Source organism: Arthrobacter sp. SD1074B (genome assembly GCF_056780195.1).
In genome coordinates this window covers 462,625-478,127 of record NZ_JBRAZT010000001.1, presented here as the reverse complement: position 1 = coordinate 478,127, position 15,503 = coordinate 462,625, and the positions used below count along the sequence as shown (strand labels likewise).

Sequence of the window (15,503 nt, the reverse complement as noted above, 5' to 3'; positions counted from 1 at the left end):
CATGACACTCGAAGCAGTCAAAACCCTTGATCCCGTGACCGTGGAAATCATCCGCAACGCGCTGACTAGCGCCGCGGATGATATGAACGCCACCCTGATCCGCTCGGCCTATTCCCCCATCCTCTACGAAGGCGGGGACTGTGTGGTGGCACTCCTGGACACAGAGCACCGGGTGCTCGGACAGTCCGCCGGCCTTCCCCTGTTCCTGGGCAACCTGGAAACCTGCTCCATTGCGGTGGAGGAGCTTTACGGCCGGGAGGTCTGGAAGGAGGGCGACGTCTGGATCCTCAACGACTCCTACTTGGGCGGAACCCACCTGAACGATGTCACCATTTTCGCTCCGATTTTCGACGCCGGCGCTGTAGTCGGCTTCGCCGCTACCCGTGCGCACTGGATGGACATGGGATCCAAGGATGTAGGCGGCTCCATGGATGCCACCGACATCTTCCAGGAAGGCTTCCGCATGGGCCCGGTCAAGCTGATGGAGGCCGGAGTCGAAACGTCCGTCGTGGACCTGATCCGCACCAATGTGCGCTTCCCCTACCAAACCATCGGGGACATGCACGCGATGATCGCTGCCCTTCGGATGGGGACCACCCGGATGAAGGAGCTCGTGGGCAGATACGGCATGGACCAGTTGGACGCAGCCCGTGACGAAATCTTCCGCCAGACCGAAGAGATCGAGCGCGAAACCGTTCGCGCCATCCCCGACGGCGTTTATGAAGCCGAGGGAGTGCTGGACAACGACGGGATCAACCTGGACTCCCCCATTCCCATCAAGCTGAGGATCACCGTGGACGGCGACACCGTCGACTTCGACGTCACCGAATCGGCGGACCAGACCATGGGACCCGTCAACTGCGGCGCGGCGCAGGCCGTCTCGGCTCTGCGGGTGGGCTACAAGCTGCTCATCAGCCCGGACTCCAACTCCAACGGCGGATCCTTCCGGCCCATGACCACGCAGGTGCGCTCCGGCTCCGTTCTTGGCGCCGTCGCACCAGCACCCTGCCAGTGGTACTTTTCCCACCTTGGCCTGCTGATCGACCTCGTTTCCAAGGCCATGGCCCCTGCCATGCCCGAACGTGTTGCAAGCGCCAGCCACGGTGACTCGATGATCATCACTGCGGCAGGCTTCGACCCCCGCTTCGGTCGGAATTTCGTCAGCATGGAGGCCACCCTCGGCGGCTGGGGCGCATGGCAGGGCACGGACGGCGAGTCCGCAATGATCAACAACGTCAACGGCTCCCTAAAGGACCTGCCCATCGAGATGATGGAAACCCGCTACCCGCTCCGCATCAACGAGTACTCCATCCGCCCCAACTCGGGCGGCCCGGGCCAGTGGCGCGGCGGCAACGGCGTGGTGCGTGAATACGAGTTCCTGGCCGACTGCGTCGTCGGGCTGTGGTTTGAAAGGTCAAAGACCCCCGCCTGGGGCCTCTTCGGCGGCTCGGATGCGCAGGGCCCCGAAGTTGTCATTAACCCCGGCCGTAGCGACGAAGTCCGCACCTTGAAGGCCAATGCCCGGAAGGTCAAGGCCGGCGACATAGTGCGGCTCGCCGTCGGAGGCGGTGGCGGTTTCGGAGATGTCGCCAAACGCTCCCGCGAGGACATCGCCTACGACATCGTCAACGGTTTCATCACAGAGGACTTTGCCAGAACGCACTACGGATACTAAGCACCCGCCACCAGATTCACAACAGAAAGGATTGCCCGTGAAATACTTCAAGCGATCAGCCACAGCCATCACTCTCGCGAGCCTCGCCTTGCTCACCTCAGGCTGCACCCCGCCCACGCAAGCCGCCTCAGGACCAGCGTCCGCTGCCGATGCCGATGCCGATGCCGGCAAGCAGCTCAAGGTCGGGTTTTTCGGTTTCGCCAAATCCAACGGCTTCGCCCAGGGGACCTTCCTTGGCGTCGAGCAGGCGGCGAAGGCCAACAATGCCACGGCCACCTTTGTTGACCCAAACTTCAACGCACAGACCCAGGTCCAGCAGATCCAGGATGCCGTCACCTCCAAACAGTTCGAGGTGATCGTTGTCCAGGCCAACGACAACCAGGCGCTCATTGCGCCCCTGCAGCAGGCTGTACAGGCCGGCATCACGGTCGTGGTGGAGTTCTCGGTCATCGGACCGAAGTTTGACACCATCCAGCCGCAGATTCCTGGTGCCATCAGCATCGTTGACCTCCCGACCAGCAACGGAAAAATCCTGGGCGAGATGGGCAAGGAGGCCTGCGCCACCGTTCCCGGGGACACCTGCAAGGTTGCCTACCTGGAGGGATTCAAGTCCCTCCCGCTGGACAACGCCCGCACCGACGCCGTGAAGGCGGAGCTGGCCACGGACCCCAAGATCAAGCTCGTGGCCAGTGTGGAAGGCGGCTACACCCAAGACAGCGGCCGCCAAGCGTTCCAGAACGTTTCCCAAGCCAACCCCGATGTCGACGTCGTAATCGGCGCATCCCAGGCGATCACCGGGGCGGCAGCCGCGGCGGGCAGTAGCGACATTAAGTTCATCGGCAATGGCGCGTCCAAATCCAACGTCGAGGCCGTCCGGTCCGGCAAATGGTTCTCCATCTACGTGAGCGACGTCGTGGCCAATGGTGCGAAGGCCACGGAACTCGGCCTCGCCAAAGCCCGGGGAGAGCAGGTCGAGACGGCAGTGGACGAGGCGGCCCTGGCTCCGAACCGGGCCAAGGGAACCAAGCAGGCGCTGGACGCCGCGAACTACGTCTCGAAGTACTCCGACTAGGCCCTGCCTGGCACCACCACGGGTTCCCGGACCGGATCGCTCCCGATCCGGTCCGGGAAACCCCGCTCAAAAGCCCGCACTCAAGTCCCCTTCCATCCCCAGAGGTCACGATGGCTACACAGCAGTTGGAAACACCAGAGCACGTCCGGGCGAACAGGGCCCCGGAGATCTCAGTCTCGGGAATCGGCAAGCGGTACGGTTCCAGCACCGTCTTGCAGGACGTCACGCTGTCCGTTGCTCCCGGGGAAATCCACGGCATCATGGGGGAAAACGGCGCCGGGAAGAGCACGCTGCTGAAAATCCTTGGGGGGGCCATCGTGGCCGATGCCGGCACCGTGTCATTGAACGGGTGCCCGGTCCGGATCACCGCACCGCGGGACTCGATCTCCCACGGCATTTCCTTGATCTCCCAGGAACTGGCGCTCATTCCCGGGCTCTCAGTTCTGGAGAATGTTTTTCTGGGCCGGTGGTCCAACACGGGGAGCCTCCTTCGTTCCCGGAAGGACGCCGCACACTTTGCCCGGCTGCTGGAGGAGACAGGTTTTGACCTGGACCCGAGGGCGATTGTCGGAACCCTGCCCATCGGCCAGGCGCAGCAGGTGGAAATCCTGAAAGCTCTGGCCCGCGGAGCCAGGGTGCTGTGCATGGACGAGCCAACGGCCGTCCTCAACGAAGCAGAGAAAGCGCAATTGTTGCAGGTAATCAGGAACCTGGCCCGCTCCGGTACCACTGTCATACTCGTTTCCCACTACCTGGAAGAGGTTCTGGGGCTCGTTGACCGGGTGACGGTCCTGCGCGATGGGCGGCACATCGTCACCGAAGACGCGGCGGGACACACGCCTGAATCGCTTGTCGGCTTGATGGTGGGCCGGGAAGTTGACTTCCTCATCCCCGAAATCCCTCCGGTCCCGGCCGGTGCCAAGACGGTATTCGAGGCGGTCGGCCTGACCAGCACTAAGGTCAAGGACGTCTCGTTCTCGGTACGAGCCGGCGAAATCCTCGGCCTTGCCGGCCTGGTGGGCAGCGGCCGCAGTGAGACCTTGTTGGCCGCCTTCGGTGCCGACCGGGTTACCGCCGGCCACGTGGAGATCAACGGACGCCGTACCCGGCCCAATTCCATCCGGGACGCGATCGCGGCCGGTCTTGCGCTCGTGCCGGAGTCGCGGAAGGAGCAGGGCCTCGTCATGTCCCGGCCGGCTCCAGAGAATATCGCCCTTGCTACGCTCTCAGACCGGTCGTTGTTCGGCTTCGTCCGAGTCGGTCGGGAAAAGGCCGTTGTCTCCAGTATCAGCCAGTCCGTTGATATCCGTGGCGTACGTCAAGGGCCCATCGCGGATCTCTCCGGCGGCAACCAACAGAAGGCGCTCTTCGCCAAATGGCTGCTCAGCCCTCCGGCGGTGCTCATGGTGGATGAGCCAACCCGCGGTGTCGATATTGCCGCCAAGGCGCTCATCCACGGACTCATCGTCGAACTCGCCGCAAAGGGCACGGCCGTGATCGTCGTGAGCTCCGAGCTTGAGGAAGTCATCGGCCTCTCCCACCGTATCCATGTCATGAGGCAAGGCCGCATCGTCGCCGAATTCGACCGGAATGCCTCCCGCGATGAAGTCATGACTTCAGCTTTTCTGAAATAGGTGAATCAATGTCCACAGCTTCCGTTGCCGTGTCCAAACCGGTAGAGAAAAAACTCAAGATTAACGTCAAGGACTTCGGGATCCTTTTCGGCCTTATCGCCATCATGCTGTTCCTGACCCTGAACACCGGAACGTTCCTCACCGGCCGCAATTTCATCAATCTCTTCGACCAGGCAGCCATCGTGGGCCTGCTCGCCGCCGCTGCCACTTTGTGCATCATCAGCGGTGTATTCGACCTGTCCTCGACGGCCACCCTGGCCGTTTCCGCCATTGCGGGCGTCATGATCACACAACACTTTGGTGTGGCGGCCGGATTCATCGGGGCCCTGCTGATCGGTGCAGCGTTGGGAACCGTCACCGGCCTGATCGTGGTGGGCACGAAGGTCAACTCGTTCATAGGCACGCTCGCGGTCAGCATTATCTACCGAGGGCTGGCCATCGTGATCACGGGCGGCGCAATCGTCGCACCGTTGCCCGAGCAGCTTTTTGCCTTCCAGACTTGGACCTGGCCCAGCCTCTTCGGCCTCACCGCGGGCTCAGTCCTGATGCTTGCCATGACGGCTGTGCTGGGCATCGTCTTGTGGCGAACCACTTTCGGGCGCCGGATCTATGCGGTGGGCGGCAACCTGGAGGCGGCGCGGCTGAGTGGTATCCGTACCGGCACCATCCACGTTGCGGTCTTCGCCATAAGCGGCGTGTGCTCCGCTATGGCCGGAATGATCCTGGCCTCCCGCGCCGGTTCCGCCCAGCCGGCCATGGCGATCGGCGTGGAACTCACGGCCATTGCCGCAGTAGTGATCGGTGGCACCAGCATCCTCGGCGGACAGGGCGCAATGTGGCGTGCGTTCGCCGGGGTCATGATCCTGACGGTCATCAGCAACGGCTTCAACCTGCTGCACTGGGACACCACGTACCAGCAGGTGGTCACTGGTGTCCTCATCCTGGTGGCCGTCGCCGCCGACGGATTGTTCTTCCGCAAGGCGGTGAGATGAGGGCCCATGGTGGACCCTATATATATGGAACCGATTCAGCGGCCCGTAGGCGGCGTTCAGCAGGAAGTTAAAGGATGCGGATAGGACTGCGGCTGCAGGAAGCCAGTTGCCGGAGCCTCGTTCTGGATGGCCGGAACATCGTCTCGGCGGCCCGCGAGGTCCACGCCGACAGCTTGGCCGAGGCGCTGGACTCGGCGCTGTCCGGGATCCGTCGTGAGTTCGGGACCGGCGTCACGGACATCACTGCCGACGTCGGACGTGTCCTGGCGGCCCGGAAGCTGGCCAACGTCGTCGCGGTCCGCATTTCGCCCCGTCCGCCGGCGGACGCGTTCCATGTAGCTGGGCTGCCGGCCCTTGTCGAACCGGCGGTCAGCCGGACCGTGCATGTCTGCGGCGGACACGATATGCGCGGCCGGCCTTTGGCGCCTCTGGACCTTGAAGCCTTCCTGACGGCGCTTCCCGGCACACTGTCCGGGGATGTGCGGAACGTCGCCATTACCTCAGTCGGATCAACAGCGTCGATGGATCACGAGACGCGCATTGCTGACGCCATCCTTTCCAATGACAGCGAAATGCGGATCAGTATCTCCAGCGCTTTCTTTTCAAGCATATTTAGGGACCGCGACTACACGGCAATCCTGAACAGCGCGCTCATGGAGACGGGCGAAGAGCTGGCGGCAATCCTGGAGGCGGCTGGCCGGCGCCATTTTCCCGCCGCTACCCTGTCCTTCGCCAGGAACGACGGCGGCCGCGCCCCTCTTCCGCGGCTTGCGATGATGCCCGTTCACGGGCTCCGGCCCGAACCGGCCATGGCAATCCTCGGTGCGGCCACTCTTGCCGGAGTCCCCGACGGCGAAGTTATTCTCTGCACCGACTCCGGTGTCAGCGTGGGCTACACCCGGCGGGGCTTACCGGCTGCAAACAGCCTAATCCGTCAAGGGTATGAGGCGAGCCTGGCCAGCAACGCTGCAGTTGTCGACTCCTATACTGCTAACCACATGACCCGCCCGGACGTCCCCTCGGTCGTAGCTGATCTTCGTACAGACCAGGGGACCCCACCTCCGTTTGGGCTTATTTCGACCCTGCCCGCTGCCCAGGACGTCGCGCTTGTAGGTTCCGCCGCAGCGCCCCTAACGTCGTGGATCGACAGACTCGAGACGGTCACCGGACGCACTGACCTGGAAGCCGTGCAGCATCGGGCTGAGGAGGACGCCCGGTCGGCAGCGGTACAGCTGGGCGCCAACCCAGGGCAAACCCGCATCATTGAATCGAACGTCTTTGCAATGCCCTACGGCAACCCAGGAATTGTCAGGATCCGCGTCCAGGCGGCCGGTGGAGAGACCGCCAGTGACGCGGAGCAGTTTCTGGCTGCCGGAGCACGGCGTTCCACACCATGAGCACCCGGATCACGGCAGACGATGTCCGGAGCCTCAGGACAGGAGCGCACTTTCTGGCCTGCGCCATCGACCCGACGGCCATCCACGTCTACACGGACATGATTTTGCGGGCCATGGAGCACCAGCCTTTGGAGCTCGCCGCCATCGACGAGCTCGCCCCTGACGACCTGGTCGTGGCAGTCGGAATGGTGACACAGGGCCTCTTCATAGCCGACATGCCTCCAGTGGGTGACGAGTTCATTAGTTGCATCAGTGCCATAGAAGCGAGCCTGGGCAGGAGGGTCCGGGCAGTCTATCCACTCGCTGCTGCCAATATCAACGGAATCATTCCCTTGATGGTCGGGCTGCAGTCCTCGCTGCCGGTGATCGATTCCGACCCGATGGGCCGGGTCTTTCCCCTGATCAGCCAAACAACCCTGAACATCGGCCGGGTACCTATCAGCCCCATCGCCATGACGGGAGTTACGGGAGAACGCGCGCTCGTGCAAGCCAACAATCCGCAGCGGGCCGAGACTCTGGTGCGCGCACTCGTGACCGAACTAGGCGGCTGGGCCGCCACGGCCATGTATCCCTGCACTGCCGCGCAGCTGAAGGAACATGGCGTCCACGGGTCCGTCAGCCGGATGATCCGAATAGGCCAGATCCTGGATGCGGAAACGTCGGTCGAGAGAAAGTTCCTGATGCTCGCGGAACTTCTCGGCGCCACGCGCGTCGCCCGCGCCCGCGTGAGCCACATCGAAGGCCTCTCCCGGCCCACCGATCTCGGGTTGCCTGCACAGCCGTCAAGCGTGACCCTTGAAGACGAAAGCACCGGCCAGATCATCCGGCTGGAGATCCAGAATGAGATTCTCCTGGTCCTGGTGGATGGTGCCATAGCGGCAGCCGTCCCTGACATGGTGACGCTGCTGAACTCCGAGCACGGCACAGTGGCTAGCCTCGACGACTTGCGCGTGGGCAACGTCGTGGACATCCTCAAATACCCCGGCGCAGCCCAGTGGTATTCGCGGGCTGGCCTTGACCTCACCGAGCCAATGGCTTTTGGCATCCCCCTCCGGCACCCAAGGCGGAGTGATGCATAGGTCGAAAAGCGTCACCCGACTGGACGTCGCAGGGCTTTTGGCCCACGGTTCCCTCCGGGGCACGACGCCGCTATATCTGACGCCCTCGAGCGCGACAATAGAGAATGTCGTCCTGGTCTCCCAGCTTGAGGCTATCCAGCGTGTGCGGCCCAACACGGTCGTCGTCCTCTCCCCCGGGATGGGAGCAGGCGGCTGGCTGGTATCCGCGGCGTTACGGCACGCATGGGAACGGAGGGCCAGCGCCGTCGTCGTTGCCGAAAGCACCTACTCCACTGCCGTGATCGGCCTGGCCGAGCGGCTTGGCATCACTCTGCTGGCCGCCGACGAGGACCCGGCCGGCGTCGCTTTGGCAATGGCGGCTGAAATCGGTGCCGCCTTGTCCGTTGTTGACGCAGAGCTGGCCCGCTTCGCGCGCGCGGTCGCAAAGAACACCTCCCTTGGCGATGTGCTTAGAACCATTTCCAACGAACTGGACGGGGTGGGCATTTCGGTGGAATACGACGGCGTCGTCCTGGCCTCAGCCGGGATGCCCTTGCGGGAAGCGGCCGAAGTCATCGCGGTGGAAATACGCGGTGGGAACAGCGCCGTCCGCTCCACTCTGTCAGCCCGCGTTCCCGCATCCGGCGTCCACAATCTGCAGCTGGTTCGTTCGATCCTTGAGGTCGCCATCCCTTCGGTCAGGGCGGCTTGGCTGTTGGGCGACTTCCTTGAGGCTTCGCGCGCCGTCCCCACCGCCGCACTCGCCGGACTGGACCAAGGCCCCGATTCCTCCGGCGGGGCGTTCGAAGTAGAACACCGGCACCTGTTGACCCAACTGGGTTGGCGGCCGGAGGATAAGTACGTCGCTCTGTGGATCCGGAGCCGTCCAGGGCACGACGCTCGTTCCGAGCTGACGGCCGTGCTGCGCCTGCTATGGCGGAAGGTGGCAGCCCGCCGTCCCCTAGCCGAAGTGAACGGCGGCTGGCTTGCCCTTGTACCGGCCGAAAACCGCGACGTCTCTGCACAGTTGGAAGCCCGGATCAGGACACGGCTCGCGGAGACTCTTGCCGAGCTCGGCCTTGTTGTCGGCCTGTCAGCCTGGTGTGAGGACCCGCCCAAACTTCCATCCATCGTGCGCGAGGCCCGACTTGCTGCTGAATCCGCCTGGGCCGCGGGGCCAGGCACGGTTCTATCCTTCGCCGACCTGGGTGTGGCGGCGGCCACCACTTTCGTTGACTCGGACGCCATCAGCCTCGTGGCCGAGCTCGCGCTGCCCCGGTTGATGGCCTCCGCCGACCGGGATGTGATTATTTCGGCCGTGGCCGCCTTCCTGGACCACCACGGATCTGTAAGCCTCGCAGCGAAAACACTGGACCTGCACCGGAACACCCTCCAGACCAGGCTCAACCGGGCCCGCGAGTTGGGTGTTCCGCTCGACAGCCCGGCTGAGCTGCTGTCCGTCCATCTGATCCTCAATGTGCTGCGAGGGCCCTCCCGGGGCAAACCAAATTTCCAAAGAAACACCTTCGAAACCAGAAAGGACTCCCTATGAGTTCACAGTTTGATTCCTTTGACGACGTCTACGCTTCCGCGCAGGACACCGTGGGCGTTCGCCTCTTCACCGCCTCCGTCATCGCTGACGCCGGCACCAGCATGGCACGCATCTTCACCACCCACCCCGACGTTTACCCCGTGGGAGGCAAGAAAACACTCGCCGGGGACACCAACCCGGTATGGCTGGAGCAGGTCCTCCAAGGACAGCAGCCGTTCCTGGGTGCTGACACCGACGCTATCCGCGCCTTCTTCTTCGACTCGGCAACCATTGAGTCGCTGGGATGCGGGGCGATCGTTAACGTTCCGGTGGTGAGCAACGGCGAGACCATCGGATCGATGAACTTCCTCGGGCCCGAGGGAAGCTACGACCAGAAGTCGGTGGACGCCGCCATGAAAATCGCGCGGCGCTCCGTTCGGCTGCTGGAAGATGCCCTGGCCGACAACAACTAGTTCCAACCGCGGCGCGGCAGTTGGACGCCGCCCGCGGAAGGGCAACAGAAAGGAAGACGCTGCATGACAAGAAATCAGCCGGGTGCCCTGACCATCCGGAACGCCCGGATCTTCAACGGTGAATCGCGCGACCTGTTCGAAGGCACCATCACTGTCCGCGCCGGCCGGATAGCCGCCTTGGGCGACGACGAAACAGCAGGCTCCGCGGCCGGGACGGTGCTCGACGCAGGGGGCCGCACCGTGATTCCCGGGCTCATCGATGCCCACTTCCACGCCTACGCTCTCAGCCTGACTTCGGTCGAGAACGAGACGGGCCCGCTAAGCTACTCCGCGCTGGCCGGAGCCCGGCGCCTTGAAGCCGCACTTCGCCGCGGTTTCACTTCCGTTCGTGACGTGGCCGGGGGCGACATTGGCCTTGCGAATGCCATCGAAGAAGGCCTGTACCCTGGCCCACGTTACTTCTTCACCGGCCCCGCGCTGAGCCAGACGGGCGGCCACGGAGACATCCGCGCGGCCAATGATGGGAGCTGTTTCCATGGGGGCCATATGTGCGAAGTGGTGGACGGCGTGGATGACCTGCTGCGCGCCGTGCGTCACCGATTCCGGACCGGTGCCACGGCGGTCAAGCTCATGACGTCCGGGGGCGTCATTTCGCCCGTCGACCCGATCCGGGTCCCGCAATACAGCGCGGCGGAAATCCGTGTTGTGACAGAGGAGGCATCCCGTAGGGGCAGCTACGCCACCGCCCATGCCTACTCGCCCGAAGCCATTCGGCATTCCGTATTGAACGGGGTTCGCTGCATCGAACACGGCAACCTGCTGGATGCAGAAACCGCCCGACTCATGGCCGAACATGAGGTCTTTCTGGTGCCCACCCTTGTCACCTACGATGCCATGGACCGGCGCGGAATAGAGATCGGCCTCACCGACGTGGGAGCGGCCAAGAACCGGGAAGTACTGAATGCCGGCAAGGAGGCAGTCGAACTTGCACGGGCTGCCGGGGTCCGGATCGGTTTTGGATCTGACCTCATGGGTGAGCTGGAGGACGAGCAACTCGCCGGGCTGCGTCTTCAATGCGAAGTCTTGGGTGTGTACGACGCCCTCCGCTCTGCTACGTCAACCAATGCTGCCCTGCTGCGGCGTGATGACCTGGGACGAATAGCAGAAGGTGCTTGCGCGGACCTCGTAGTGCTGGACGGCGATCCTTTCGATGAGCCCTCAATCCTCTGGGACGAGAGCCGGACCCGCACCGTAATCAAAGACGGAAAGGTCGTGACCACAGGGCACTTTAACAACTACATGCCACCCCTAGACATGGAGACTGCTCCGTCAGTTGAAGTGTAGAAAAACCAGGAAGTGGCTGCAGCCGCTGTTCGCGACGGGATACTCCAGGCGCAAGAACGCCGCCGCGCGATGAAGCAACCAGATAGCTAAACCAAGATCACCGGTTGCTGCGGCCAGCACCGGACCGCAGCGCGTGCTCGAGCAGCACAAGCCGGGCAGCCCAGAACACGAACAGGGAAGCCCCAGCCGCCACGAGCAGAGCGTCCGGCCAGCTGAAGCCACTCTCCAACAGACGGAACCATGCCGGACCACCAATCGTCGTCGAAACGAACATCCCCAGCCACACGGCCAGCCGCGTGCCGTAGCGTTCGGTGGGCGTCTTCTCCATCAGTCCCCCTGCAAAGTTGAAGTGCGGTCCCGCCCCTCGACTCTAGAACACGCGGCTGGCATAGGCTTCCGGCATGGCCGGAAGGAATCACGGTGCTGCAGCCCCGAGAAACACGCCAGAGGCCGGAGGTTCACGTCGCGCGGCGTTCGTGGCGTCGTTCACGTCAGGGTCGCGTGCTCTCACCGCATGCTTGGTTAGAGTAGTGCCCATGACGTTGGGGGACGCGGCCGCCGAGCCGCTTGTACACATCAAAGACTTCCGGATGGACTTCGGGGACAAAACGGTCATCAGGGACCTATCCTTCGATGTCAGGGCCGGGGAAACCTTCGGGTTCCTCGGCAGCAACGGCTCCGGAAAAACCACCACGCTCCGGGCCCTGCTGGGGATCTACCAGCCCACCGCCGGGACCCTCCACATCGGCGGGAAACCCTTCACACCGCGCGACGGCGCCCGCCTGGGGTACCTGCCCGAGGAACGCGGCCTCTACAAGAAAGAAAACGTCCTCGACGTGATGGTCTACTTCGGCCGGCTCAAGGGACTCGACAAGAACCACGCCAAAACCTGGTCCCGCGAGTACCTCGAACGCGTCGACCTCGCCGACAAAGCCACCACTCGGCTGGACAAGCTCTCCGGCGGCCAGCAACAAAAAGTCCAGCTCGGCGTCACCATCATGAACGACCCCGAGCTGCTGATCCTGGACGAACCCACCAAGGGCTTTGACCCGGTCAACCGGCGCCTGCTCATGGACATCATCGAAGAACAAAAACTCGCCGGTGCGACCGTCATCATGGTCACCCACCAGATGGAAGAAGTTGAACGCCTCTGCGACCGGGTCATCCTGCTCAAGGACGGAACCGCCCGCGCCTACGGCAGCGTCACCGACGTCCAGGAACAATTCGGCGGCACCCTCTACCGGATCACCTACACCGGGCACCTGCCCGTCTCTGCCCTCTACGACGTCGTCTCCGACGCCGGCGGAGACGCTGAGCTCTCACCCCGCCCCGGCGGCGACGAGGCAACAGTCCTGCGCGTACTCATCGGCCACGGCATTGCGGTCCGGTCTTTCACCACCGCGAGGACATCGCTCGACGAGGTCTTCATCAAGGTCTACGGCGAACAGCACGAACTGGCGGAGGCATAACCCGATGACACAGCACACCCCCACGCAGCACCCCTCCCCCGCGGGGCCGGCCACCCCGCCGCTGCCCAAGCGCCCCTTCGCCCGGCACAACCTCGGCACCGTGATCGACTTCGAATTCACCCGCACGTTGAAGAAACGCGGGTTCTGGATCGCCACCCTGGCCATCCCTGTCGTCATGGCCATCGTTTTCGCCCTGGTCTACGTCAGCAACTCCTCCACGGCCGCCAGCGAAGACGCCCAAAAAACGGCCGCAGTTTCCTTCACCTACACGGACGATTCCGGGTTGATAGCAGACAACATTGCCAAGGCCATGGGCGGCAAAAAGGCAGGGAGTCCGGACAACGCCCTCTCGGACGTGAAGAAAGGCCTCAGTGACGCCTACTTCGTCTATCCGGCCGAGCCAGCTGCGGAGGCGGTCAAGGTTTACGGAACCGACAAGGGGATCTTTGAGAACGGCAAGTACGACGCCGTCGCCAAACAGCTCCTCACCGCTTCGGCCCAGGCCGCCGTCGGTTCCCGCCAGCTGACCGCCGCGGCCAGCGGCGACGTCACGACCGAGTCCCAGACTTTCAAGGACGGCCAGCCCACAGGCGGTTTCGGCTCCGCGATCCCGCCGCTGATGTTCCTGCTGATCTTTTACATCTCGATCATTCTCCTCTCCAACCAGATGCTCAGCAGCACCCTGGAAGAGAAAGAAAACCGGGTCACCGAAATGATCCTGACCACCCTCAATCCGACCACCCTGATCATCGGCAAAGTTGCCGCCCTGTTTATGGTCGGCTTGGTCCAGATCCTTGTGTTCCTCACTCCGATCGTCGTTGCCTTCATCTTCTTCCGCGACAAACTCGCGATTCCCGACTTCGACTTGTCCACCATCAGTTTCGAACCAGGGACGATGATCGTCGGGGCACTGCTGCTCCTCGCCGGGTTCACCGTCTTCACCGGGGTCTTGGTGGCGATCGGGGCAGTCATGCCCACTACCAAGGACGCCGGCGCGATTTTCGGGCCCCTAATGGCACTGATTTTCGTTCCGTTCTACGCGATCAGCCTGATCATTTCCGACCCCCGCGCACCCATCGTTCAGATCTTCACCTACTTCCCGCTCTCCGCCCCCATCACCGCCTTGCTCCGCAACGCATTCGGCACTCTGAGCCCGCTCGAATCCACCATCATCATCGCCGAGCTGTTCATCGCCGGATTCCTCATCCTCCGGCTGGCCGCACACCTCTTCCGGTACGGGTCCATCCAGTACTCGGGCAAACTCTCCATCGCCGGCACCTTCCGGAAACGCACTACGCCCACCGGGAAATGACGCCTATGCCAACCAAGTTCGCGGACCCTCAGACGTCCCGGCTAATCCGATGCCTACGGTGGGCCTTCGGCATGTCATGTACGGGGCTCGCCATATCAATGACCCTCTCGTGGGACGATCCGGGTCTTCCGCCGATGTTTGGGCCAATACTGGTTCTGGCGTTTTTTGTTTGTGCGGCGAGCAGCGTAGCCGGACTGGCTGCCGTCCGAATCAAACACTCCCGGAAATAGCCCAAGTGTCAGTTTCCGAAGTCGTTTGCCCGGAATGCCTAAAGTCGTCTGCACTGAGTGCGAAGTAAGTACTCCCTGAGCCGCTCCCGTTTCGGTGGCACGCTCTCGAGCTCAGTTCAGGCGGCGCGCCGGACGAACGTTGGGGCGCATTCTCAGCGGCTATAGCCCCACCGGGGCGACAAGGAAGACTACCTCAGGGGCGGAAGCTCCAACTGGGCCAGCCTCTTCACGGCTTCGGGAGTCACCCGGCCCCGTTCCTTGTCCAAGGCGACCCTCAACTGCGCAGCCAGGACATTGCGGCGTACATGGATAGCCAAGACTCTCCGCGACGCCGGATCGGTCTTGAGCTTCCCGTCCGGCGTTCTCAACGTGACGAAGGCGGACGGCAATTTCGGGGGCGTTAGCTGGGCGAGTCGTACTACCGCCTCCGGCGTCTGACGGCCCTGGACTTCGTCGAGGGTAATTCGAAGTTGCGCCGCCCGAATACCCCTCCGTATTCGCAGAATGGTTTCCTTCCGGGATGCCCCGGCCTCCTCATCCACAGCAGACATTGCCTCGCCCCTCTCAATCCACTTCAGTCCTCATCTCGAAGACGTCCGCTAAAGCCAATGGCTTCGCGTCACCGAAGCGGACGGTGCAGCAGCTCTTATAGGAGCGTCTTAACAGAAGCCCACACTGGGTCACATGCGGCATCGGTTCGTCGATCAGCCAGGGTTCAGCGCCTCAACTACCCCATCAGCGTCAGTTGATGATTTCTGCTCGCTCGCTCAAAAGCACCGATAGTCGTTTCCGCCATGTCTGCAGCTGTTCGGGTGTCAGTCGGTTCCACTCGGTGATTTCGCCGCAAATCCGCAACGGGTCTCTGCTCCGGTACGAGCGGGTTGGGTTACCGGGGAACTTTTTGTCGGTCACGTTGGGGTCGTCCTCGAACGCCCCGGTCGGCTCGACCACGTACACCCGTGGGGTCGCCGCCCCCTCCGCCAGTTCCGCGGCGATCTCCGCCGCGAAGCCAGCTCCGTCCGCAAGGGCCGTGAAGTAGATGTGGTTCATCACGATCTCAGGGCGATAGTTCGATCGGTTGCCTGCTGTGAGCAAATCGCCCAATTGCAGATCCGCGACCGTGCCATGGAAAAAAGGGCCTTCTTCAAGCGGTCTGGACATCAGGGGGCCTCCTGTCGGCGTACTCGGCCCCGCGAGTATGCCACGTCAGCCGGGTCTTGCCGCAAGCCCCCCGCCGCGCTTTATCCTGAGAGTAGTGGGGTAGAACTCGCATTGCGGCGACAAGCATCAGCACGGACACCGGTATCAAACAGCCG

Annotated in this window: 13 protein-coding genes; 11 read left to right on the top strand and 2 right to left on the bottom strand. The window is 63.1% G+C overall.

Annotated elements, in window-relative coordinates; genetic code table 11:
- Position 1: 1 nt before the first annotated feature.
- The 9 genes from ACUYM2_RS02290 to ACUYM2_RS02250 all read left to right on the top strand — a co-directional run bounded on the left by ACUYM2_RS02290 (position 2) and on the right by ACUYM2_RS02250 (position 11,176).
- Entirely contained in the window at positions 2–1,675 is a 1,674-nt protein-coding gene (locus tag ACUYM2_RS02290; protein ID WP_481598599.1) for a hydantoinase B/oxoprolinase family protein, read from the top strand.
- A 37-nt stretch (positions 1,676–1,712) separates the two neighbouring features.
- A complete protein-coding gene (locus tag ACUYM2_RS02285; protein ID WP_481598598.1) occupies positions 1,713–2,747 on the top strand; it encodes a sugar ABC transporter substrate-binding protein in 1,035 nt (344 codons plus the stop codon).
- Between the two features lie 110 nt (positions 2,748–2,857).
- Positions 2,858–4,381, top strand: a complete 1,524-nt coding sequence (locus tag ACUYM2_RS02280; RefSeq protein WP_481598597.1) for a sugar ABC transporter ATP-binding protein — start codon at positions 2,858–2,860, stop codon at positions 4,379–4,381.
- 8 nt (positions 4,382–4,389) lie between these two features.
- Positions 4,390–5,373, top strand: coding sequence for an ABC transporter permease (locus ACUYM2_RS02275; protein ID WP_481598596.1), 984 nt, complete (start codon positions 4,390–4,392; stop codon positions 5,371–5,373).
- Between the two features lie 74 nt (positions 5,374–5,447).
- Complete coding sequence (locus tag ACUYM2_RS02270) at positions 5,448–6,770, top strand: hydantoinase/oxoprolinase N-terminal domain-containing protein (protein ID WP_481598595.1); 1,323 nt, start codon at positions 5,448–5,450, stop codon at positions 6,768–6,770.
- Positions 6,767–7,849, top strand: a complete 1,083-nt coding sequence (locus ACUYM2_RS02265; RefSeq protein WP_481598594.1) for a DUF917 domain-containing protein — start codon at positions 6,767–6,769, stop codon at positions 7,847–7,849. The genes ACUYM2_RS02270 and ACUYM2_RS02265 overlap by 4 nt, the downstream gene beginning before the upstream one ends.
- Positions 7,842–9,380, top strand: a complete 1,539-nt coding sequence (locus ACUYM2_RS02260; protein WP_481598593.1) for a PucR family transcriptional regulator — start codon at positions 7,842–7,844, stop codon at positions 9,378–9,380. Before ACUYM2_RS02265 ends, ACUYM2_RS02260 begins: the two co-directional genes overlap by 8 nt.
- Positions 9,377–9,832 carry a GAF domain-containing protein gene (locus tag ACUYM2_RS02255; RefSeq protein WP_481598592.1) on the top strand — a complete coding sequence of 152 codons (456 nt, stop codon included), beginning with the start codon at positions 9,377–9,379 and terminating at the stop codon, positions 9,830–9,832. The genes ACUYM2_RS02260 and ACUYM2_RS02255 overlap by 4 nt, the downstream gene beginning before the upstream one ends.
- Positions 9,833–9,895: 63 nt before the next feature.
- Positions 9,896–11,176 (top strand): metal-dependent hydrolase family protein, encoded by a 1,281-nt coding sequence (locus ACUYM2_RS02250; protein WP_481598591.1) that lies wholly within the window; start codon positions 9,896–9,898, stop codon positions 11,174–11,176.
- Between the two features lie 97 nt (positions 11,177–11,273).
- Here ACUYM2_RS02250 and ACUYM2_RS02245 read toward each other — a convergent pair whose 3' ends face one another.
- On the bottom strand, positions 11,274–11,504 hold the full coding sequence (locus ACUYM2_RS02245) for a hypothetical protein (RefSeq protein ID WP_481598590.1): 231 nt from the start codon (positions 11,502–11,504) through the stop codon (positions 11,274–11,276).
- Positions 11,505–11,712: 208 nt separating this feature from the next.
- Here ACUYM2_RS02245 and ACUYM2_RS02240 point away from each other — a divergent pair, with 208 nt between their 5' ends.
- Positions 11,713–12,645, top strand: a complete 933-nt coding sequence (locus tag ACUYM2_RS02240; protein WP_481598589.1) for an ABC transporter ATP-binding protein — start codon at positions 11,713–11,715, stop codon at positions 12,643–12,645.
- A gap of 4 nt (positions 12,646–12,649) precedes the next feature.
- On the top strand, positions 12,650–13,957 hold the full coding sequence (locus ACUYM2_RS02235; protein WP_481598588.1) for an ABC transporter permease: 1,308 nt from the start codon (positions 12,650–12,652) through the stop codon (positions 13,955–13,957).
- Between the two features lie 971 nt (positions 13,958–14,928).
- Here ACUYM2_RS02235 and arr read toward each other — a convergent pair.
- Positions 14,929–15,348 carry an NAD(+)--rifampin ADP-ribosyltransferase gene (gene arr / locus ACUYM2_RS02230; RefSeq protein ID WP_481598587.1) on the bottom strand — a complete coding sequence of 140 codons (420 nt, stop codon included), beginning with the start codon at positions 15,346–15,348 and terminating at the stop codon, positions 14,929–14,931.
- Positions 15,349–15,503: the final 155 nt, after the last annotated feature.